General features: G+C 67.3%; 21 protein-coding genes. 15 read left to right on the forward strand and 6 right to left on the reverse strand.

All coding sequences use genetic code 11. The features are described from left to right. Positions 1-58: 58 nt before the first annotated feature. The 5 genes from ACNSN7_RS05580 (at position 59) to rad50 (ending at position 6881) form a co-directional block, all read left to right on the forward strand. A complete protein-coding gene (locus ACNSN7_RS05580) occupies positions 59-1504 on the forward strand; it encodes a PAS domain-containing protein (protein WP_418281268.1) in 1446 nt (481 codons plus the stop codon). Between the two features lie 168 nt (positions 1505-1672). Continuing rightward, positions 1673-2371, forward strand: coding sequence for a phosphoglycerol geranylgeranyltransferase (locus ACNSN7_RS05585; protein WP_418281270.1), 699 nt, complete (start codon positions 1673-1675; stop codon positions 2369-2371). Positions 2372-2431: 60 nt separating this feature from the next. After that, the gene (locus tag ACNSN7_RS05590) at positions 2432-2809 is read left to right on the forward strand and encodes a DUF7966 family protein (RefSeq protein WP_418281271.1); all 378 of its coding nucleotides are present in this window, start codon (positions 2432-2434) and stop codon (positions 2807-2809) included. Beyond that, positions 2806-4197, forward strand: a complete 1392-nt coding sequence (gene mre11 / locus ACNSN7_RS05595) for a DNA double-strand break repair protein Mre11 (RefSeq protein WP_418281272.1) — start codon at positions 2806-2808, stop codon at positions 4195-4197. The genes ACNSN7_RS05590 and mre11 overlap by 4 nt, the downstream gene beginning before the upstream one ends. Then, positions 4194-6881 (forward strand): DNA double-strand break repair ATPase Rad50, encoded by a 2688-nt coding sequence (rad50, locus tag ACNSN7_RS05600; protein ID WP_418281273.1) that lies wholly within the window; start codon positions 4194-4196, stop codon positions 6879-6881. The genes mre11 and rad50 overlap by 4 nt, the downstream gene beginning before the upstream one ends. Positions 6882-6902: 21 nt before the next feature. Here the strand turns inward: rad50 and ACNSN7_RS05605 are convergent, their stop codons facing one another. After that, positions 6903-7205, reverse strand: coding sequence for a DUF7091 family protein (locus ACNSN7_RS05605; protein WP_418281275.1), 303 nt, complete (start codon positions 7203-7205; stop codon positions 6903-6905). A gap of 278 nt (positions 7206-7483) precedes the next feature. Between ACNSN7_RS05605 and ACNSN7_RS05610 the strand changes: the two genes are divergently transcribed. From ACNSN7_RS05610 to ACNSN7_RS05650, 9 genes are all read left to right on the forward strand, one after another. Beyond that, a complete protein-coding gene (locus ACNSN7_RS05610) occupies positions 7484-8410 on the forward strand; it encodes a replication factor A (RefSeq protein ID WP_418281276.1) in 927 nt (308 codons plus the stop codon). A gap of 1 nt (position 8411) precedes the next feature. Next, the gene (locus ACNSN7_RS05615; RefSeq protein WP_418281278.1) at positions 8412-9071 is read left to right on the forward strand and encodes an RPA family protein; all 660 of its coding nucleotides are present in this window, start codon (positions 8412-8414) and stop codon (positions 9069-9071) included. Between the two features lie 177 nt (positions 9072-9248). Beyond that, entirely contained in the window at positions 9249-9647 is a 399-nt protein-coding gene (locus ACNSN7_RS05620) for a DUF8146 domain-containing protein (RefSeq protein WP_418281280.1), read from the forward strand. 352 nt (positions 9648-9999) lie between these two features. Continuing rightward, positions 10000-11103: a pyruvate dehydrogenase (acetyl-transferring) E1 component subunit alpha gene (pdhA, locus tag ACNSN7_RS05625; protein ID WP_418281281.1), complete on the forward strand. Its 1104-nt coding sequence runs from the start codon at positions 10000-10002 to the stop codon at positions 11101-11103. After that, a complete protein-coding gene (locus ACNSN7_RS05630) occupies positions 11104-12096 on the forward strand; it encodes an alpha-ketoacid dehydrogenase subunit beta (protein ID WP_418281283.1) in 993 nt (330 codons plus the stop codon). Continuing rightward, positions 12093-13751: a dihydrolipoamide acetyltransferase family protein gene (locus ACNSN7_RS05635; protein WP_418281285.1), complete on the forward strand. Its 1659-nt coding sequence runs from the start codon at positions 12093-12095 to the stop codon at positions 13749-13751. Before ACNSN7_RS05630 ends, ACNSN7_RS05635 begins: the two co-directional genes overlap by 4 nt. A gap of 2 nt (positions 13752-13753) precedes the next feature. Beyond that, on the forward strand, positions 13754-15181 hold the full coding sequence (lpdA, locus tag ACNSN7_RS05640) for a dihydrolipoyl dehydrogenase (protein WP_418281286.1): 1428 nt from the start codon (positions 13754-13756) through the stop codon (positions 15179-15181). A 70-nt stretch (positions 15182-15251) separates the two neighbouring features. Further along, positions 15252-15740 (forward strand): cation:proton antiporter regulatory subunit, encoded by a 489-nt coding sequence (locus ACNSN7_RS05645; protein ID WP_418281288.1) that lies wholly within the window; start codon positions 15252-15254, stop codon positions 15738-15740. 44 nt (positions 15741-15784) lie between these two features. Next, a complete protein-coding gene (locus ACNSN7_RS05650; RefSeq protein ID WP_418281290.1) occupies positions 15785-16993 on the forward strand; it encodes a cation:proton antiporter in 1209 nt (402 codons plus the stop codon). Between the two features lie 45 nt (positions 16994-17038). On the opposite strand, the gene ACNSN7_RS05655 is transcribed toward ACNSN7_RS05650, so the two are convergent. Then, on the reverse strand, positions 17039-18394 hold the full coding sequence (locus ACNSN7_RS05655) for a CobW family GTP-binding protein (RefSeq protein ID WP_418281291.1): 1356 nt from the start codon (positions 18392-18394) through the stop codon (positions 17039-17041). A 120-nt stretch (positions 18395-18514) separates the two neighbouring features. On the opposite strand from ACNSN7_RS05655, the gene ACNSN7_RS05660 reads away from it, so the two are divergent. Further along, the gene (locus ACNSN7_RS05660) at positions 18515-18712 is read left to right on the forward strand and encodes a hypothetical protein (protein ID WP_418281292.1); all 198 of its coding nucleotides are present in this window, start codon (positions 18515-18517) and stop codon (positions 18710-18712) included. 34 nt (positions 18713-18746) lie between these two features. On the opposite strand, the gene ACNSN7_RS05665 is transcribed toward ACNSN7_RS05660, so the two are convergent. From ACNSN7_RS05665 to ACNSN7_RS05680, 4 genes are all read right to left on the reverse strand, one after another. Next, positions 18747-19355 (reverse strand): DUF7504 family protein, encoded by a 609-nt coding sequence (locus ACNSN7_RS05665; RefSeq protein WP_418281293.1) that lies wholly within the window; start codon positions 19353-19355, stop codon positions 18747-18749. 43 nt (positions 19356-19398) lie between these two features. After that, complete coding sequence (locus ACNSN7_RS05670; RefSeq protein ID WP_418281295.1) at positions 19399-19779, reverse strand: DUF8057 family protein; 381 nt, start codon at positions 19777-19779, stop codon at positions 19399-19401. Beyond that, positions 19779-20474, reverse strand: a complete 696-nt coding sequence (locus ACNSN7_RS05675; RefSeq protein ID WP_418281296.1) for an RAD55 family ATPase — start codon at positions 20472-20474, stop codon at positions 19779-19781. The genes ACNSN7_RS05670 and ACNSN7_RS05675 overlap by 1 nt, the downstream gene beginning before the upstream one ends. A gap of 110 nt (positions 20475-20584) precedes the next feature. Beyond that, positions 20585-21055: a chemotaxis protein CheW gene (locus ACNSN7_RS05680; protein ID WP_418281297.1), complete on the reverse strand. Its 471-nt coding sequence runs from the start codon at positions 21053-21055 to the stop codon at positions 20585-20587. Positions 21056-21066: the final 11 nt, after the last annotated feature.

Genomic DNA, 21066 nt, shown 5'->3' on the forward strand with positions numbered 1-21066 from the left:
CCGGTAGCTATTCCCGCTCAGATGAGATAGCTCCCGTATCCGAAAGGGACCAGATCACATGCCACACGAGAACGACGACGAGGGGCCGTCGAGTTCGAGCGTGGTGCAGTCGTTCGTCGACGCCGTTCCCGGCGCGACGCTCGTCTGTGATCCCGATTCGTTGGCCGTTCGTGCGGTCAACGAACGGGCGGCCTCGCTGTTCGGGCACGATCCCGACGCGCTCACCCTGATGGGTATCACCGATCTCGGTGCGACGCGGGAGGCGATCGACGGCGAGCCCGTCGATCGCAAACTCGAGTCGGGCACGGCCGCGGGAGGGAGTACCCGGTTCGAGTGGACGGTCGAGCCGGGACGAGGCGATCGTCGCCGCGTCGAGGTGCGCGCTCACACGGCGACGATGGCGGGCCGCGAACGGCTCGTCGTCGTCGTCTCCGACGTCACCGGGCGCGCTCGTGCCGAACACGAACTCCGGACGCAGCAGCGACTGACCGACGCGATCGCGGCGACCGTTCCGGGGGCGCTGTTCCACCTCGACGCCAACGGAACGCTCTCGCGGTGGAACGAGCGTCTCATCACCGATGCGGGCTACTCCGGGCCCGAGCTGTCCGGTCGGCCGCTGACGGAGCTGGTGACGGACCACGATCGAGCGACGGTGAGCGACGCGCTCGCCGAGGTGTACGGGTCCGGAACGGTCGCCGAGTGTGAGGCGCTGCTCGTCACGCGCTCCGGCGGTCAGATTCCCTTCCGGTTCACGTTCGGGCCGATCACGGACGGAGACGGCGACGTTATCGGGGCGATCGGGCTCGGAGAGGACCTCACCGAGTCGACGCTGCGGGCGGAGCGCCTCGCGGTGTTGACGCGCGTGCTCCGCCACAACTTCCGGAACGACCTCAACGTCATCACGGGGTTCACCGAGCAGGCGCTCGCGAGCGTCGACGATCCGGAGACGAGAACGCAGCTCGAACGCGTCGTGGATACTGCGGCCCGGCTCCTCCGTGTCGGCGAGACGTCACGGAAGGTCGAGCGACTGCTGGACGAGCGGCAGTCGTCCGTTCCGCTCCCGCTGTCAACGGCGGTTTCGGAGGCGATCGACTCGCTTCCGGACGACGCTCGCTCGACTGCGGAGATCGACGTCGCGGTTCCGGAGGGGGTCACCGTGTCGGTCGTCGAACGCTTCCCGGAAGCGATCACGGAGCTCGTCGACAACGCGATCCGATACAACGACGGGGAGCGGCCGTACGTCCGTATCAGCGCCGCCGCGCTCCCGAGCGATTCGTGGGCCTCCCTGGTCGTCGCCGACGACGGACCGGGGGTTCCGCCAGCGGAACGTGCCGTACTCACCGGCGATGAGAATCAACTCGACCACGCGAGCGGATTGGGTCTCTGGTACGTCAACTGGATCGTCTCCGCGAGCGGCGGGTCGTTCGACATCTCGGAGAGCAAACACGGCGGAAGCCGGATCGAACTCAACCTGAAGCTCCATGACCGGGACGGAAACCGGTGAGCGGTGCTCGCCACTCTGGCGACGGCCGATACGGGTACAGTCGACGGCGGTCGGTGTGATGAATCCGACGACGGTCGATACGGGTGAAGCTGAGGTCGGCGTCAGCAACGCCGCTCGGCCGTCTCCGGTTCCGCACCTTTTTATCTACCCCCGGAGGATTCCCTGTCAATGACCAACCCGTGGGACGACTGGGACCACGTGCTGAAAGTCGATCCCGACAAGGAGCTGTACGGTGACGACACGTTCGAGGACGTCTGCCGGACCGGAACCGACGCGATCGAGATCGGCGGCACGCTCGACATCACCGCCGAGAAGATGACTCGCGTCGTCGACGCGGCGGCGGCGTACGACGTGCCCCTCTATCAGGAGCCGTCGAACCCCGGCGTCGTCATCGACTCGCCCGCGCTCGAGGGGTACCTCATTCCGACCGTCTTCAACGCCGGCGGCCCCTTCTGGATCACGGGCGCACACAAAGAGTGGGTTCGGATCGACGACCTCGACTGGGACCGTACTCACACGGAGGCGTACATCGTGTTGAACCCGGACGCGTCGGTCGCCGAACTGACGAACGCGAACTGCGATCTCGGCGTCGACGACGTCGAGGCGTACGCGAAGGTCGCCGAACGGATGTTCGGTCAGGAGATCGTGTACATCGAGTACTCCGGTACGTTCGGTGACACGGAGACGGTCGCCGCCGCACACGACGCGCTCGACGACGCGACCCTCTTTTACGGCGGCGGGATCCGCGACTACGACGCCGCCCGCGAGATGGCCGAACACAGCGACGTGATCGTCGTCGGCGACCTCCTCCACGCGGAGGGCGTCGACGCCGTCCGCGAGACCGTCGAGGGCGCAAAGGACGCCTGACGCTCCCGCCCGTTCCCGGTCGCTCCCCGCTCTTATATACGATACCGAGCCAGACGCCGCGTGGTCTCGACTACCGCCGTCAAGCGCGCGCTCGCCGCGCTGGCAACGCGTACCGACACCGCGACCCGTCCGTACGTCGCCGTCATCGACGAGGCGGACGCCGCGCGCGACGACCTGCACCGCGCCGCGGGGTTCGTCGATGCGGTCGGACTCGACCGACTCGCTGCGGCGGTCGACGCCGCCGACCGCGACGGCGACGAGGCCGCCGCCGAACGCGGCCGCGACGCACTCGCCGAGTACCGACGGTTCCGGGAGGCGGCGGCCGGAACGGGGGCGGTCTCCTCGCCTCCGTCCCGTCGGCTCTCCCCGCCGGGCGACCACTTTCGCTGCGCCCCCGGAACCCCTAAACCCGACACCCGCCAACGGTCGGGCAGATGACGCGGGTGATACACACCGGCGACACACACGTTGGGTACCAGCAGTACCACTCGCCGGTCCGACGCCAGGACTTCCTCGACGCGTTCGACGCCGTGGTCGACGACGCGCTTTCCGACGACGTCGACGCGGTGGTGCACGCGGGCGACCTCTTTCACGACCGTCGACCCGAGCTGTCTGACCTGATGGGAACGATATCGATTCTCAGACGGCTCGATGACGCCGACATACCCTTCCTCGCCGTCGTCGGCAACCACGAGTCGACTCGCGGCGGCCAGTGGCTCGACCTGTTCGAGCGGTTGGGGCTCGCGACTCGACTCGACGACGCGCCGACGGTCGTCGGCGACACGGCCTTCTACGGCCTCGATCACGTTCCCGTCTCCCGGCGCGACGACCTCGACTACGAGTTCGAGGCGCACGACGCCGACTACGCCGCCCTCGTCGCGCACGGCCTGTTCGAGCCGTTCGCACACGCGGACTGGGACACCGAGACGGTGCTGGCCGAGAGCACGGTCGCGTTCGATGCCGTCTTGCTCGGCGACAACCACACGCCGGACCGCGCGGAGGTCGACGACACGTGGGTGACGTACCCCGGTTCCACGGAGCGTGCGAGCGCGACCGAACGGGAGGGTCGCGGCTACAACATCGTCACGTTCGACGAGACGGCCGCGGGCGGCGACGACCGCGTGACGATCCGTAGACGCGCCCTCGACACTCGCGAGTTCGTCTTCGTCAGCGTCGACCTCCGAGCGGGGGAAGGGGAGCCCCGCGTCCGCGAGCAGGTCCGCCAACACGACCTCGACGACGCCGTCGTCCTCGTGGAGATCACGGGCGACGGCGACTCGGTCACTCCGGCCGCGATCGAGGAGTTCGCCGCCGATGCGGGCGCGCTTATCGCCCGCGTTACCGACCGTCGAGAGGTCGACACGGAGACCGAGATCGACGTGAGCTTCGCGGACCCCGAGGACGCCGTCCGCGAGCGGATCGGGGAACTGCGCCTCTCCGAGGCCGCACTCGACGTCGACGAGGCGGTGAGAGCCGAGACGATCGCGGACAGCAACGTTCGAGAGACGGTGAAAACACGGGTCGAGGACCGGCTCGACGACCTCGACGGGTTCGAGAGCGGACCTGCTGACGACGACGCGAAAACGGCCGACGACGATGCGGAGACCGACGATGATACGGAGGCGGCCGACGATAATGCGGAGGTGGCCGACGACGCGAAAACGACCGACGATGATGCGGCGACCGACGACGATGCGGAGGCGGACGACGACGATGCGGAGGCGGACGACGACGCGAAAACGGCCGACGCCGGGACGAACGAGGAGGCTTCGGAAGGCGATGCCGAGGCGGACGACGGCCAGGTGTCGATGGAGGACTACCTATGAAGTTCGACCGGATCCGGCTCTCGAACTTCAAGCCGTACGGCGACGCCGACCTGCGCCTGACGGAGGGCGTTACCGTCATTCACGGGCTCAACGGGAGCGGGAAATCCTCGCTTCTGGAGGCGTGCTTCTTCGCGCTGTACGGTTCGAAGGCGCTCGACGGGACGCTCGACGACGTGATCACCAACGGCGAGGAGGAGACGGAGGTCGATCTGTGGTTCACTCACGACGGCGTCTCCTATCGTATCGAGCGCCGGCTCACGGAGTACGACGGGCGGGTCGATCACCAGTGTACCCTGGAGGCGACGTCGGGAAGCGATGTGACGCGCGACGGGGCGACGGCCGTTCGGACGTTCGTCACCGAACTGCTCCGGATGGACGCCGAGGCGTTCGTCAACTGCGCGTACGTCCGGCAGGGCGAGGTGAACAAGCTCATCAACGCCACGCCGAGCCAGCGGCAGGCCACGATCGACGAGCTCCTCCAACTCGGTACGCTCGAGGAGTACCGCGAGCGGGCCGGCGACGCCCGCCTCGGCGTCGAGGACGTGCTGAACGCGAAACGCGCCGTCCTTGCGGAGACCGAAGAGCGAGTGGACGAGCTGGCGGACAGGGATCTCCACGATCGGCTCAACGCGCTCGAAACGGAGCTCTCGGCGGTCCGCGAGGAGAGAGACAACTACGAGACGCAACGCGACCGGGCCAGAACCACCCGTGACGACGCCGCGGAGGCCTTAGAGACGTACGAGCGAAAGCGTGACGAACTCGAGTCGGTCGCGGACGACATCGACGAGATCGAAGCCGCGATCAGGGAGGCGGAGCGCGAGCGCGAGACGCTTCGCGACGGGATCGGCGAGGCACGCGCCCGGATCGAGGAGTTACGATCCGGGATCGACGAGCGGCTCGCCGCAGCCGGGCTCGACGCGGCGAGCACCGACGCGATCGAGGCGCGTCGCGAGGCGCTCGACGAGCGCGAATCCGAACTGGAGGCGGAGCTGAGCGAGACGCGCGTGAGCGCCGAGGGCTACCGGAACCAGGCGACCAACCTCGCGGAGAAGGCGGACGACCTGACCGAGCGTGCGGACGCCCTGGTGGAGCAGGCGGACGACCTCGACGAGGCGGCCGACGCGGCCGACGACGAGGCGGACGAGCGGGAGGCCTCCCTCGACGAGCTTCGCGAGGAGGCGGCGGCGCTTCGCCGGCGATTCGCGGACACGGATACCGAACGCGGCGATGCCGCGGATCGTCTCGAGGAGCTCCGAGAGACCCGTGGCGAGGTTCGCGAACGAATCGCCGAACTCGAGGCGGAGCTGGGTAACGCTCGCGAACGCGTCGCCGAGGCTGAGGAGCTGCTCGAGGCGGGCAACTGTCCCGAGTGCGGCCAGCCGGTCGCGGATTCGCCCCACACCCACCGGATCGACGACGACCGCGAGCGCGTCGCGGAGCTGGAGGGCGCGCTCGCTGACGATCGCGACCGCGAGTCCGCGCTCGACGACCGTATCGAGGCGCTTGAGCCGCTGGTCGACGCCGAGGAGCGGCTCACCGAGATCGACGGTGCCGGCGAGATGGTATCGGAGCGCGTCGCCGACAAGCGTCAGGAGGCGGAGACGAAACGCGAGGAGGCGGAGACGAAGCGCGACGCGGCCGCCGAGACACGCAGCGAGGCCGCGGAGCTTCGGGAGGTCGCCGACCGAAAACGCGAGGAGGCCGCGGAGGCGACCGATCGGGTCGAGGAACTGGCGTCGGAGCGCGACGAGCTCGCCCGCGAGCGTGACCGGCTCGATGCGATCGAGTCGCGGCTCGACGCGATCGACGAGGCGGACGACCGGATCGAGCGGCTCCGCGAGAAGCGGGAGAGCCTCGCGGACGTGAACGCGGAGCGACGGGAGCGGCTCGGCGAGAAGCGCGATCGGCGCGACGAGCTCCGAGCGGCCGTCGACGACGAGGCGATCGAGGACGCGGAAGCGCGAAAACGGAAGGCCGAGGAGTACTTACAACAGGTCGCGGACGAGCTCGACCGACTCGACGAGAAGCGATCCGAGCTCCAGACGGCGATCGGCGGCGTGAACGGCGAGATCGAACAGCTCGAACGGCTTCGCGAGCAGCGGGACGAACTCGCTGCGACGGTCGAGGCGCTCGAGGGCCTCCACGAGGAGACGACCGAACTGGAGTCGATGTACGGCGACCTCCGCGCGGAGCTCCGTCAGCGCAACGTCACCGAGCTGGAACGCATGTTGAACGAGACGTTCGAGCTGGTGTACGGCAACGACGCGTACTCGCACATCGAACTCGACGGCGAGTACGAGCTCACCGTCTACCAGAAGGACGGCGAGTCGCTCGATCCGGAACAGCTCTCCGGCGGGGAGCGGGCGCTGTTCAACCTCTCCTTGCGGTGCGGGATCTATCGACTACTGTCGGAAGGGATCGAGGGGGCCGCACCGACGCCGCCGCTCATCCTCGACGAGCCGACGGTGTTTCTCGACGCCGGGCACGTCTCACGGCTCATTACTCTCGTCGAGGAGATGCGTGGGTTCGGGGTTCGACAGATCGTCATCGTCAGCCACGACGACGAGCTCGTGGGCGCGGCGGACGAGCTCGTGACCGTCGAGAAGGACCCGCGATCGAACCGATCGACGGTCCGTCGTGAGGACGCCGCCGGGATCGACGTCGCGGAAGTCGCCGACGACTGACGTGTCCGGGCCGTCGTCCGTTCACCACGTCTCGACGTAGCCGTCGCGAACGTCCTCGGCACATCCCTCACAGTCGGGATGTTCCGGCTCGAAACACGACGGTCGCCCCTCGGCGTCGACCGCGACGGCTCGCCGCTCGGCGTACCGTCGACACACGATCCGCGCGTGGCCGTCGTCGTCGCTCGGGAGCTCGTACAGGTCGGTCCCCGAGTTCTCGCCGTCCGGATCCGATTTCCCCTCCGTATACGCGCGCTTGGCCTCCTCGAACCGTCGGCCCGCCTTGCGGAGCCGCTGACGGATGACGCGTTCGAGCCGGTCGTCCATGTCTCCGATCCGCCCGCCGCACACATAGGTCCGTTGGCCGGGTCGGTCGTCGTCGGTCACCGTGTGAAACTTCCACTCGAAACGGAGCCCGCGCATGGCTGACGAGCGTCAGACGCTCGGTGGCGGTGTCGTTCCGAAGTACGGCCCGAACACACCGGTAGCGGGCGGATCGGGCGGGTCTCGCCTCCACTTTCACCCCGGTCACGGACGTTTTAATACGGTGAGGAACCAATCGGCGTACGCCTCCCATTGAAACACGACCGGAGGCAGAGACACCCATGAGCGAACTGCGACAGGAAGCGGAAGCGATAGCGGAACAGTTCTCGGATCACCTGAGCGTCGACGCCGACGAGGTCGAGGAGCGGCTGGAGAACCTCGTCAACGAGTACCGCGTCCCGCTCGACGAGGCGCGCCGGAGCGTCACTAACAGCTACCTCGACGACGCCGGGATGGAGCGCGACGAGCTCGGCCGCGGCGGAACCGAACGCGTGCAGGTGAACGACATCGATCAGGACGAACAGTGGGTCGACCTGCGCGTGAAGCTTGTCGACCTGTGGGAGCCCCGAAGCGACTCCATCTCGCAGGTCGGCCTGCTCGGAGACGAGTCCGGCACGATCAAGTTCGTCGCCTTCGAGACGTCCGACCTTCCCGAGCTGACGGAGGGCGCGGCATACGAGCTCTCGAACGTCGTCACCGACGAGTACGAGGGGAGCTACTCCGTGAAGCTCAACCGGACGACACAGATCACGGAGATCGACGACGAGATCGAGGTCGGCGATAACGCCGAGACCGTCGAGGGAGCCCTCGTCGACATCCAGTCCGGATCCGGACTGATCAAGCGCTGTCCCGAGGAGGACTGTACGCGCGTCCTCCAGAACGGACGGTGCTCCGAACACGGCCAGGTCGACGGCGAGTTCGACCTCCGGATCAAGGGCGTCCTCGACGACGGCGAGACCGTCACCGAGATCATCTTCGATCGCGAGGCGACCGAGGAGCTCACCGGAATGGAACTGGCGGAGGCCAAGGACATGGCGATGGACGCGCTCGACACCACCGTCGTCGCCGAGGAGATGGCCGAGGACGTCCTCGGGCGTTACTACCGCGTGACTGGGCCGACGTTCCGTCGGTACGTCCTCGTCGACGAGGTGGACGAACCCGGACCGGTGGACGTCGAGGGCGCGCTGATCAAAGCGAGGTCGATCTGAAATGAGCAATTCAACCCCCACCAGAGAGGTCGCCCGGCGCGTCTTCGCGAGCGAGTTCAACGACGCCGGCTACACGTTCAAGGAGTCGGACGACGAGCGCGCGCCCGTCTACCTCCTCTTACCGACGGGCGAGTCCGCGAACCGCGTGTTCTTCGTCGGCACGCTCACTGAGAAGGAGGACGTCGGCGAGGACAGCGAGTACTGGCGCGGCCGCATCGTCGATCCGACGGGGACGTTCTTCGTGTACGCCGGCCAGTACCAGCCGGAGGCCGCCTCGAAGATCCGGGATCTGGAACCGCCCGCGTACGTCGCAGTCGTTGGCAAGCCCCGGACGTATGAGACCGACGACGGCACGATCCGCGTGTCGGTCCGTCCCGAATCGATCACGGAGGTCGACGCGTCGGTCCGCGACCGCTGGGTCGTCGAGACCGCGGAACGGACGCTCGAACGCGTCGCCGCCTTCGACGAGGACGGGAACGAGTACGCGCGGATGGCCCGCGAGCAATACGAGCTCGACACCGAGACGTATAAGCACGCGGCGCTGTCCGCGCTCGAGGACTTGGACGACACCGACGAGCTCGCGGACGGCGGAGCCGCCGTTGACGACGGTGCGGGCGACGACCCGTCCGCGGACGGCAGCGTCGACACGCCGCAACCGTAGTCGTCGCCGTCGATCGATCCCCGATCGACCATCTCTGATCGATCGCCCCTGATCGATCGCCCCTGATCGTTCGTCCGGTTGGGTCCGGCCGTTTCCACATGCCCAACCGGTCATCCGGCGGGATCGTGAGTGCGTCTGACAAACGCTTAAGTAGTCAGCGCGACGAACGGTTCCACAATGGGCAACAAGAACAAAACGATCTCGTTTCGCGTCAACGAGGACGCGTTCGAGACGCTTCGAGAGATCGCCGAGGAGCGGGACATCTCGCTGTCGGCCGTCTTCCGGGACTACGTGGAGACGCTCGTTGCCCACGACGGACAGGTCCGCGTCGTCCCCGAGGCGGAGCTCGAGAGCATGGGTGAGGAGTCGTTCCCCCCGAAGATCGAAGTCCCCAAGAGCTTCGTCCGCGAGCACGAGCGACTCGAACTGGAGGCGGACCACCTCCGCGAACAGCTCGAAGAGCACAAACGCTACGTGAACTACCTCAGACGGCAGCTCGAAGACGGCGACGAGGACGTTATCCAACTCGAGGACCTCGACGGCGAACGCGACGAACCCTCCTTCCGGCTCGGGTGATCGACCGAGCCGCTCGTCTCCGCGCCCGACGAGTGGCAACGCCGACGTCTCGATCCCATGCTGTGATGTTGACCCGACCCCATGCTGTGATGTTGACCCGATCCCGTGATTCGAGTTCGCTTTCGGATCCGACGCCTATTCTTCCTCTTTGTCCATTACTATTAGATGATACCCCGATGTCTCCGGAAATATTGCCGTCTATCGCGCCGAGGGTGATGATACGTTTCATTCTCCCCGTCGGTAGTTGACAGATTAGGTGTGGGTGGCATGATTTCTGCCTATCCTAACTGTTTTACGAAAGCACTATTATGCGGGCGTCGGACTGTCCGTACATGAACAGGAGGGTTCGACCGTGAGCGTGTTCGAGAGGGCCTACGACGATCCGGTTCGCGTGCTCGACGAGGACGGCGAGGTCGTCGGCGACGTCCCAGATCTCACCGACGAGGAGCTCGTCGAGATGTACCGGTACATGAAGCTCGTCCGTCATTTCGACGGTCGGGCGGTGAGCCTCCAGCGGCAGGGTCGGATGGGAACGTACCCGCCGCTGTCCGGTCAGGAGGGCGCACAGATCGGGTCCGCGTTCGCGCTCGCGGACGACGACTGGATGGTTCCCTCCTACCGCGAACACGGTGCCGCGCTCGTCCGTGGCGTCCCGCTCACCCAGACGCTCCTCTACTGGATGGGTCACGAGGCCGGTAACAGGGCTCCCGACGACGCCAACGTCTTCCCGATCGCGGTGCCAATCGCCTCGCAGGTCCCGCACGCGACCGGCGCGGCGTGGGCGTCGAAGCTCGGGGGCGACGGCGACGTCGTGCTCTGTTACTTCGGCGACGGTGCGACCAGCGAGGGCGACTTCCACGAAGGCGTCAACTTCGCGGGCGTCTTCGACACGCCGAACGTGTTCTTCTGTAACAACAACCAGTGGGCGATATCCGTCCCGCGGGAGCGGCAGACCCGGAGTGAAACGCTCGCACAGAAGGCGGTGGCGTACGGCATCGACGGCGTGCAGGTCGACGGGATGGACCCCCTCGCGGTGTACGCGGTCACGACTGCGGCCGTCGAGAAGGCCCGGAACCCGGAGGCCGAACGCCCCCGTCCGACGCTGATCGAGGCGGTACAGTACCGGTTCGGCGCACACACGACCGCGGACGATCCGACGGTGTACCGCGACGCCGACGAGGTCGAGAAGTGGAAGCGCAAGGACCCGATCCCGCGGCTGGAGGCGTACCTCCGAACCGAGGCGATCCTCGACGACGACCGCGTCGCGGAGATCGAGGACGACGTCGAACGGCAGGTCGCGGAGGCGATCGACGCCGCGGAGTCGATGGCGCGTCCCGACCCGAGCGAGCTGTTCGAGCACGTGTACGCGGAGACGCCGCCCGAACTGGCGGCACAGTACGAGCGCCTCGTGGCGCTCCGTGACCGACACGGCAATGTGGCGTTCCTGGAGGAGTAAATGACCGAGACACAGAACCTCACTGTCGTACAGGCGGTACGGGACGGATTGGCGACCGAGATGCGGGCGGACGACGACGTGATCGTGCTCGGTCAGGACGTCGGGAAGAACGGCGGCGTCTTCCGCGCGACGGAGGGACTCCACGCGGAGTTCGGCGACGACCGCGTCGTCGACACGCCGCTCGCGGAGTCCGGCATCCTCGGATGTGCGGTCGGAATGGCCGCGATGGGGATGCGGCCCGTCCCCGAGATCCAGTTCTCCGGGTTCATGTATCCCGGCTTCGACCAGATCGTCTCTCACATGGCGCGGTTCCGGACGCGAACCCGGAGCCGGTTCACGCTGCCGATGACGCTCCGGGCTCCGTACGGCGGCGGGATCCGCGCACCCGAACACCACTCCGAGTCGAAGGAGGCGTTCTACGCCCACGAGGCCGGGCTGAAGGTCGTGATGCCGTCGACGCCGGCCGACACGAAGGGCCTCCTCATATCGGCGATCCGCGATCCGGATCCGGTCGTGTTCCTCGAACCGAAACTGATCTACCGAGCGTTCCGCGAGGCGGTGCCCGAGGAGGCGTACACCGTTCCCATCGGCGAGGCGGTCACCCGGCGGGAGGGCGATGACGTCGCCGTGTTCACCTACGGTGCGATGACCCGGCCGACGCTGGAGGCGGCCGAGCGCCTCGCCGAGGACGGGATCGAGTGTGAGGTCGTCGACCTCCGCACGGTCTCTCCGCTCGATCGGGAGGCGATCGTCGAGGCGTTCGAGCGGACCGGTCGCGCCGCAGTCGTTCACGAGGCCCCAAAGACCGGCGGTCTCGCGGGCGAGATCACCGCGATCATCCAGGAGGAAGCGCTGCTGTATCAGGAAGCACCGATCGCCCGGATCACCGGGTTCGACGTTCCGTATCCGCTGTACGCGCTGGAGGACTACTACCTCCCGAGCGCGACCCGGATCGAGGACGGTATCAGGGAGGCGGCCGAGTACGAACCATGACTGTCAAGGAGTTTAAACTACCCGACGTGGGTGAGGGCGTCGCGGAGGGCGAACTGGTCACGTGGCTGGTCGCTCCCGGCGACCGCGTCGAGGAGGACCAACCCGTCGCCGAGGTCGAGACGGACAAGGCGCTCGTCGAGGTCCCCTCGAGATACGACGGCGTCGTGGAGGAGCTGTTCGCCGAGGAGGGAGAGATCGTTCCCGTCGGCACCGTCATCATCTCGTTCCGCGTCGACGAGGGGGAGGACGCGCCGGCGACCGCGGACGGGAGCGACGAGGATTCGGGTCCGGCCGACGCCGAGCCGGACGCGACGGACGACGGCAGCGAACCGTCCGACGCCGAGCCGGCCGACGCCGAGCCGGCCGGGACCGACGCTTCCGAGCCCGAACCGACGACGGGACGGACGTTCGCGCCCCCGTCGACCCGCCGGCTCGCTCGCGAACTCGGCGTCGACATCGATGCGGTCTCCGGGGCCGGTTCGGGTGGTCGTGTCAGCGAGGCCGACGTGCGAGCCGCCGCCGAGCGAGGCGGAGACGAGTCCGACCTCTCCTCGAGTGACGGATCACCGGGTCCGAAGCCGGTCGACGTCGGCTCCGGCGACCGGACGTCCGCGGTCAGCACGCGCGACGAGGCGGTCGCCGAGACGGCGACGACCGCGGAGGCGGCCGGCCGTGAGACGACGCTGGCGACGCCCGCGACCCGGACGCTCGCACGCGATCTGGACGTCGACATCGACGACGTCCCGACGGACGAGTCCCGCGAGGGCGAGGCGTTCGTGACCGAAGCGCACGTCCGGGAGTACGCCGAAGCTGGCGCGGACGCGGCTCCGGACGCGACCACCGCACCCGACGCGGACGCGACCACCGCACCCGACGCGGACGCTGGCGTCGACGCCGAGTCCGCCGATCCCTCGGATGCGAGCCCGGAGACCATCCCGTACCGCGGCGTTCGACGAACCATCGGGAAGCAGATGGAGCGGTCGAAGTACACCGCGCCGCACGTCACACACCACGACACCGCGGAGGTCGACGAACTGGTGGCGGCTCGCGAGGAGCTGAAGCCGAAAGCGGAGGCTGCGGGCGTGAAGCTCACGTATATGCCGTTCGTGATGAAGGCGATCGTTGCGGGCTTAAAGGAGTATCCGGTGCTCAACAGCGAGCTTCGGGAGGACGACGAGGAGATCCGCTTGAAAACGGAGTACAACATCGGGATCGCGGTCGCGACCGACGCCGGACTGATGGTGCCGGTCGTCGACGACGTCGACGAGAAGGGGGTGTTCGAGCTGGCGGCGGCGGTGAACGACCTGGCGAGCCGTGCCCGCGACCGAACGCTGAAGCCCGACGAGATGAAGGGCGGCACGTTCACGATCACGAACTTCGGCGCGATCGGCGGCGAGTACGCGACGCCGATCATCAACTACCCCGAGACGGCGATCCTCGGGCTCGGAGCCATCGAGGAGCGACCGGTCGTCCGGACGGAGTCGGACGTCGGTGGCTTCCTCGACGACGGCGAGGGGACGACCGTCGTTCCCGCACCCACGCTCCCGCTGTCGCTGTCGATCGACCATCGGGTCGTCGACGGCGCGGTCGCCGCCGCGTTCGCGAACACCGTGATGGATCATCTTGAAACCCCACTGCTGTTATTAAACGAGTAAGCATGGTCGTTGGAGACGTAACAACTGGAACGGAGGTACTGGTGATCGGTGCGGGACCGGGTGGCTACGTCGCCGCGATCCGCGCCGCACAGAAGGGCGTGGACACGACCTTAGTCGAGAAGGACGCGTACGGTGGGGCCTGCCTGAATCGCGGCTGTATCCCCTCGAAGGCGCTGATCACGGCGTCGGGGATCGCCCACGAGGCGGGAAACGCGGAGTTCATGGGCGTCCACGCGGATCCCGCGGTCGACTTCGCGAAGATGATCGACTGGAAGGACGGCGTCGTCGACCGGCTCACGGGTGGCGTCGAGAAGCTCTGTAAGGCAAACGGCGTCAACCTGGTCGAGGGCGAGGCGTCGTTCGTCGACGACCACACCGTCCGCGTCGCCCACGGCGGCGACGGACAGGGGTCGGAGTCGATCGAGTTCGAGCACGCGATCATCGCGACCGGCTCGCGACCGATCGAGATCCCCGGATTCGAGTTCTCGGCGGACCACGTCTGGACCGCCGAGGCCGCGCTCGCGGCCGACACGGTCCCGGACCGGCTCGTCGTCGTCGGCGGAGGGTACATCGGGATGGAGATGGCGACGGTGTACGCCAAACTCGGTGCGGACGTGACGGTCGTCGAGATGCTGGACGACATCCTCGATCCGTACGAGGACGACGTGAAGCGGGTGGTCAGAAAGCGCGCCGAGGAACTCGGCGTGGCGTTCCACTTCGGCGAGGGGGCGACCGGCTGGTCGACCGGCCCAGACGGCGGCTATCTCGTCGAGACGGAAACGGAGGACGGCGAGGAGTCGTCGTATCCGGCGGACAAGGTGCTCGTCGCGGTCGGTCGAGCGCCCGTCACCGACGCGCTCGACCTCGATGCCGCCGGGATCGAGACGACGGAGCGCGGCTTCATCGAGACGGACGACCGAACCCGGAGCGCGGTCGAGCACGTCCACGCCGTCGGCGACGTCGCGGGCGAGCCGATGCTGGCCCACGCGGCGTCCCACGAGGGGATCGTCGCCGCGGAGGTGGTCGCCGGCGAGCCCGCCGCGCTCGACCATCAGGCGATCCCCGCCGCCGTCTTCACCGATCCGGAGGTCGCGACCGTCGGACTGACGGAGGCCGACGCCGAGGCGGAGGGGTTCGACGTCGCGGTCGGGGAGATGCCGTTTAACGCCTCGGGGCGTGCGCTGACGACGGGTCACACCGAGGGGTTCGTCCGGATCGTCGCCGACGCGGACGAGGGGTTCGTGCTCGGCGGACAGATCGTCGGCCCGGAGGCGTCTGAGCTGATCGCGGAGGTGACGTTGGCGATCGAGATGGGTGCCACCCTGGCGGACGTCGCGTCGACCGTTCACACCCACCCGACGCTCGCGGAGGCGGTGATGGAGGCGGTCGAGAACGCGCGAGGACAGGCGATCCACACGCTGAACCGCTGAGGCGGTCGGCCCCTTTTCCCGCCCGTCGGCGTCCCTGATGCTTATAAACACGGGACCGAACCGTATCGGTATGGACGTTAAAGAGAGCGACCTTCCCGGCGTGGGGAAGAAGTACGAGATCGAGATCGGCGGCGGCCGATGGCTCGTGATAATCACCCACAACACGGGAATGCGGGAGCTCCACGTCAAGGAAAGCGAGGACGCGGACTCGGAGAAGTTGCTCGAACTCCCGGACCGACTCGCACGGATGGTCGGGACGATCCTCGAGGGCGCGTACTTCCAGCCGGTGGAGTCCGACCACGTCGAGACGCTGCTCACGGAGGGGACGTTACTGGAGTGGTACGCGATCGAGGAGGACTCGCCGATCGTCGGCGAGACGCTGGAGAGCGCCGATATCGGGAAGCGGACCGGCATCACGGTCGTCGCGATCCAGCGCGACGACGACGTCATCTCCGCGCCGGGGGCCGACGAGACGTTCGAGGCGGGCGACACGTTCGTCATCGTCGGCGACAGGGAGAGCTGTCACGCGTTCGAGGACGTACTAACGGGTGAGGAGTGAGATGGGTCGGGGCGAACGGAGCGGCGCGACGGTGGTGATGATCGGTGGCTGACCTGCTCGAGATCGGGGTCATGTTCGCGGCGCTGGCGCTGATGGGCGTCGCAGCGAACCGGCTCAACAAGTCGGTGATCCCCTTTTATATCGTGATCGGGATGCTGCTGTCGCCGGCGGTGGCCGGAGAGCTCCTGTCGACGGAGCTGCTCGTCGTCGAGCCGACGGAGTTCATCGTGATCGGCGCGGAGCTCGGGATCGTCTTCCTCCTGTTTTTTCTCGGGCTGGAGTTCAACCTCGACCGCCTGTTGGAGAGCAAAGAGCGGATCGGGAAGGCGGGGACGATCGACCTCGTCATCAACTTCGGAGCCGGCCTGATACTCGGGTGGTTCCTGTTCGGCGAGCCGCTCGCGGCGTTTCTGGCCGCCGGGATCGTGTACATCTCCTCGTCGGCGATCATCACGAAGTCGCTGATCGACCTCGGCTGGATCGCCAACGACGAGGCGGGGCCGATGCTCGGCACGCTGGTGTACGAGGACCTGTTCATCGCCGTCTATCTCGCGGTCGCGGCGGCGCTGGTGGCTGGTGGCGACGACGTCGTCGACGCGGCCGTCTCCGTGGGGACGGGGATGGGTTTCATCCTCGTGTTGCTCCTCGCCGTCTACTTCGGCACGGCGTGGTTCGAGCGCACGCTGGCGGTGAACTCGAACGAGTTCACCGTGTTGCGAGTGATCGGGATCACGGTGCTCATCGCCGGTGGCGCACTGGCGCTCGGTGTGAGCGAGGCGGTGGCCGCCTTCTTCGTCGGGATGGCCTTCTCCTCGACCAGTCACGTCCACGAGCTGGAGGAGCTGCTCGAACCCGTCCGCGACACGTTCGCGGCGGTGTTCTTCTTCTGGATCGGACTGGAGACCGACCCGGCCCTGTTCGCGAGCGTGGCGGTGGTGCTCGCGATCGCCATCGCCGTCGTCGTCACCACCCCGACCAAGCTCGTCTCGGGCTACCTCGGCGGTCGCGTGTACGACCTCGACGCTCGACGCTCCACGCGGGTCGGTCTCGGCATGGTGACGCGCGGGGAGTTCTCGCTGATCATCGCGACGATCGCACTGAGCGGCGCGGGCGCGGGGATATCCGTCGCGACCGCAAACGAGATCAACGCGTTCGCCGTGGGATACGTCCTCTTCATGAGCATCCTCGGAACGATCCTCATGCAGTACTCCGAGCCGTTCGAGGAGTTCGTGACCGCGCGCGTCGAGGACTGACCGCTTCGCCCGTCGGCCGCCGTTCGGCTTCGTCGTCCGCTCCCGTCAGCGCTCCGATTCCTCCGTCGCCGGTCGCGGTTCCCGAAGCGCGACCTCCTCGCCCGGCTCGCTCGGGAACGCTTCCTCGCCGTCGAGGGACTCTCCCGAACGGGCCGTCTCCCATTCGTCGTCGTCGACGAGCGCGTCGTCGAACCGACCCCTGAGCGCCGCCTCGTCGACGTCGGTGCCGATGACGACGAACTCCGTCACGCGGTCGCCGTGCTCGTCGTCCCAGTCCAGTTCGGGCCTGTTCGCACGGAGCATGTCGCGTTCGACCTCGGGAAGCGTGGCGATCCACGGGCTCGGTGCCGTCACGCGAACCGACGGCCCGGCCTGACTCGCCTGCTGTCGGAGGTCGCTGCCGGCGATCCACAGCGTCCCCTTCGCGCGGACGACGCCGACGGGGAGGTCACGGAGCACCGCGGCGATCCGTCCGGGATGGAACGGTCGTCGACGGCGGTACGTGAAGGACGTGACGCCGTACACCTCGTCGGGGTGGCGGTGGCCGTGGTGGTCGCCGCCGTGGTCGTCGTGGTCGCCGTCGTGGTCGTGATCGTCGTGGTCGTCCCCGTGGTCGTGGTCGTCGTGGTCGCCGCCGTGGTCGTCCCCGTGATCGCCTCCGTCCCCGTGATCGTCGTGGCCGCCGCCGCTCTCGGCTAATGCGCGCTTCCAGCCGGGGAGGTCGCCGACCTCGTGCTCGTCGAACAGGCCGATATCGAGGAGTCGTTCGGGGTCGACCTCTGAAAAGGCGGTCCGGATCGTCTCGGCGTCGGGCTGGAGCGCGCCCACGAGCGCTTCCGCCTCCGCCAGTTCCGCGTCGGTGCACAGATCGGTCTTGTTCAGGAGCACGACGTTCGACACCTCGACCTGGTCGACGAGGAGATCCGAGAGGGGTCGACCGTCCTCGTCGGTCCCTCGCCGCTCGGGAACGTCCTCACCTGCGAACGCGTCGAGGAAGCGTCGCGTGTCGAGCACCGTCACCAGCGCGTCGACCCGGTAGCGGGCGGCCGCGCGCGACTCGGTCGTGAACAGGCGAGCGACGGGTGCGGGCTCGGAGATTCCCGACGACTCGACGACGAGCGCGTCGAACGATCGCTCGTTCGCGAGTCGGACCACGGCGGTCTCTAAGTCGTCCTGGAGCTCACAGCAGATACAGCCGTTCGAGAGCTCCGTCACGCCGTCGTCGACGTCGAGCTCCGACCCCTCCGCGATCAGCTCGGCGTCGACGTTCACGTCGCCCATGTCGTTGACCAACACCGCGATGTCGCGGTCGCCGGCGTGTTTCAGCAGGTGATTCAGAAGCGTCGTCTTTCCGGCACCGAGGCTTCCGGACAGTACGGTCACCGGGATCCGATCGCTCATACGCCGACCGTCGACGGGTCGGCCCTTTAACCTCTCGACGGCGGTGGTTTCTCGTACACTCCGTCGGGTCGATCGACCCAAGCCGACACGTTGATGGTCCGTGACGGGGGATCGGGTGGTATGAACTCGCTCGTGTTTCCGGTTGCAGTCGTCGGATCGATCGCGACGGCACTGATGATCGCCGCCATGCTGTATTTCGTCTGGATCGCGATGGGCGACGAGGCGCACGCCCCCACGCCCGGCGACGCCGACGCTCCGGAGCTCGACACCGCACGCGACGAAAACGACGCGGAACTCGCCGACCAGAAGGCGGCCTGATCGGCGTCCAGTCGTTAGATCGGCGTCCGGTCGGCTAGAACCGCGTCCACTCCGTCGGCTGCCCGACTCGGCCGCGCGCTCGGAACTCCCGCTGGTCGTCGTCGATCCGCGTCTCGACGACCACCTCGAACGGCTCGTGGAGCGTGTGGATCACCTGCTCGTCGTGGGCGGTCGAGCCGACGGCCCCGACGAGCGGCCATCCCTCCCCCGACGCTTGCGACACCAGCACGCGGGTGAACTGGTAGATGCGCTCGGGGTCCCAGTACATCAGTAGTTGAGACAGCGAGTAGACCCCGACCGCGCGCTTTCGTCCGGTCGACGACTCGACGACGTCGGTGAACTTGATCCCGATGTCGGTGAGGTTACCGGCGCTGGCGACGTACTTCGTGGTCGGCGTGTCCGGGACCTTCTCGCCTTGCTCGTGGGTGACGCAGTCGATGACGACGAGGTCATCGCCCGTCCGATCGGTGATCCGCTCGTAGTCCGCGCGTGTCTTCTCGGCGGTGTTGCCCGTCGAGATGACGATCGGTGCGTCCGACCAGATCGCGAGGAGGCGCATGAACAGGTCGTACTTCCCGCTCATCGGCGGGCCGCTGATGAGCACGCTGTCGGCGTCGACGACAGCGTCGGGAAGTACGCTCACGTATGGCCCGTGGGGGCGAGCCCCGTAAAACCCTTCCGAGGGATCACTTCCGGAGGAGCGAGGGGAGATCAAGCGATGACGGAAGACCACCACGCGGTTTCCGTGTGATCGTCAACTCGCTGATGGCTCCCGGAAGCGCGGCCGGAAGCGGCGGGGTTCGCGGCGTGCCGGCCCCGTCGACCAGTTGGTCCCACACCGTTGCCGGCTCAGATTCGGGGGCCTCCAGCGCCTTCGTCCGGCCTTCGTCGTACGCGAGCTCGATGAGGCTTCGATCGTACGCGCTCCGGATCGCGGCGGTGATCCGGTCGAGTTCCTCGGGTCGCTCGACACCACAGCCCGCGGCGACGCCGAGCGCGAACGCCCGATCGATCGCCTCCTGACGGCTCAGTTCCTCCCATTCCGTGTCGAACGTGCGTTCGTACATCAGTGGGTGAGCGTCGCCGCGGAGCCGACGTGTAGTCCCTCGTCGGTGAACTCCACGTCTTGAATATCCGTGTCGATACCCGTGCCGCGCATCTTCAACACCTGGATCCCGCGACGCATCCCGTCGTCCTCGAGGTAGTTGTGGAGGAAGACGACGCCGTGTGCGAGGTAGTGCTCCTCGGAGTACGCGCTCGGGTCCGTCATCTCGGAGATGAGAAGCGTCGTCGCCGAACACCGCTTCAGCGACGACAGCAGCTGGATCATCGTGTCCTCGCCGTCGTCGAGCAGGAACCGCAACAGCATCGTCGAGTCGAACACGACCCGGTCGATGTCGCGGGAGTTGATGAACCCGGTCAGTCGATTGGTGACGCCGGAACTGTCCCGCCGTTCCCCGGGGAGCCCGAAGAACCGGCGTCCGTCCGACGAGAAGGAGTCAAGAAACGTCACTCGGTCCGTGTCGAGCGCGCGGTCGAACCCGAACTCGTAGCTGCCCATGTCCTCACGGATCCCCTCTTTCGTCTCGTGCATGCTGACGTACAACACGTCCTCGCCGTTTTTCGCACCGTTCGCGGCGAACTGCGAACAGAACGTGGTCTTCCCGCTCCCGGGCGGCCCGCTCACGACGTACAGCCGTTCCGCCGGGAACCCCCCGTCGACGAGGCCGTCGAACCCGGGGACGCCACTGGAGATCTGCATACGTGGATCCTCGTCGGTTATCTGATAAGTCTTCGTACCCGGTTTTCACTGTTGAGAACTGACGCCAACGGATCGAGATCGCCGTCGATGATTCGCCGGCTGCTCCGTCGTTAGCCCTCGCTGATCTCCTCGACGGCGTCGACGACGTCGTCGCCGGCGACGTCCGGTGCGACCCATACGACGAACCGGTCGTCGGATTTGACGATCCCCCTGACGCCGGCGTCGTCGGTCGTGGTTCCCTTATCAACGTCATCGGGCGCGACGTCGCGGACCTGAAACACCTCGTCGACCATCCAGCCGACGGTGCCGCTTTCGCCCAACCGGTCGTCGTCGAACACCACGATCCGCTCGCGCGATCCCGTCTCGCCGATCCCGAACAGCGTCTTCGGGTCGACGATCGTCGTCGTCCGACCGCGCAGGTCCATCACGCCCTCGACGTGATCCGGCGAGTTGGGGATCCGAGTGAGCTCGCCGGCGTCGACGATCTCGTCGATGACGCCGATGTCCAAACAGTACGTTCCGTCGCCGAGGCCGAACTCCAACACCTTCGTGGGTTCGGCGTCCGTCTCGATGGCTGCCATACCCGCTACTG

It is taken from the genome of Halorubrum rarum (genome assembly GCF_048380895.1).
Classification (GTDB): Archaea; Halobacteriota; Halobacteria; order Halobacteriales; family Haloferacaceae; genus Halorubrum.

Coding starts and splice junctions, on each gene's coding strand:
- ACNSN7_RS05580 (WP_418281268.1), top strand. CDS start 59: ATGCCACACGAGAACGACGACGAGGGGCCGTCGAGTTCGAGCGTGGTG.
- ACNSN7_RS05585 (WP_418281270.1), top strand. CDS start 1,673: ATGACCAACCCGTGGGACGACTGGGACCACGTGCTGAAAGTCGATCCC.
- mre11 (WP_418281272.1), top strand. CDS start 2,806: ATGACGCGGGTGATACACACCGGCGACACACACGTTGGGTACCAGCAG.
- rad50 (WP_418281273.1), top strand. CDS start 4,194: ATGAAGTTCGACCGGATCCGGCTCTCGAACTTCAAGCCGTACGGCGAC.
- ACNSN7_RS05605 (WP_418281275.1), bottom strand. CDS start 7,205: ATGGACGACCGGCTCGAACGCGTCATCCGTCAGCGGCTCCGCAAGGCG.
- ACNSN7_RS05610 (WP_418281276.1), top strand. CDS start 7,484: ATGAGCGAACTGCGACAGGAAGCGGAAGCGATAGCGGAACAGTTCTCG.
- ACNSN7_RS05615 (WP_418281278.1), top strand. CDS start 8,412: ATGAGCAATTCAACCCCCACCAGAGAGGTCGCCCGGCGCGTCTTCGCG.
- ACNSN7_RS05620 (WP_418281280.1), top strand. CDS start 9,249: ATGGGCAACAAGAACAAAACGATCTCGTTTCGCGTCAACGAGGACGCG.
- ACNSN7_RS05630 (WP_418281283.1), top strand. CDS start 11,104: ATGACCGAGACACAGAACCTCACTGTCGTACAGGCGGTACGGGACGGA.
- ACNSN7_RS05635 (WP_418281285.1), top strand. CDS start 12,093: ATGACTGTCAAGGAGTTTAAACTACCCGACGTGGGTGAGGGCGTCGCG.
- lpdA (WP_418281286.1), top strand. CDS start 13,754: ATGGTCGTTGGAGACGTAACAACTGGAACGGAGGTACTGGTGATCGGT.
- ACNSN7_RS05645 (WP_418281288.1), top strand. CDS start 15,252: ATGGACGTTAAAGAGAGCGACCTTCCCGGCGTGGGGAAGAAGTACGAG.
- ACNSN7_RS05655 (WP_418281291.1), bottom strand. CDS start 18,394: ATGAGCGATCGGATCCCGGTGACCGTACTGTCCGGAAGCCTCGGTGCC.
- ACNSN7_RS05660 (WP_418281292.1), top strand. CDS start 18,515: ATGAACTCGCTCGTGTTTCCGGTTGCAGTCGTCGGATCGATCGCGACG.
- ACNSN7_RS05670 (WP_418281295.1), bottom strand. CDS start 19,779: ATGTACGAACGCACGTTCGACACGGAATGGGAGGAACTGAGCCGTCAG.
- ACNSN7_RS05675 (WP_418281296.1), bottom strand. CDS start 20,474: ATGCAGATCTCCAGTGGCGTCCCCGGGTTCGACGGCCTCGTCGACGGG.
- ACNSN7_RS05680 (WP_418281297.1), bottom strand. CDS start 21,055: ATGGCAGCCATCGAGACGGACGCCGAACCCACGAAGGTGTTGGAGTTC.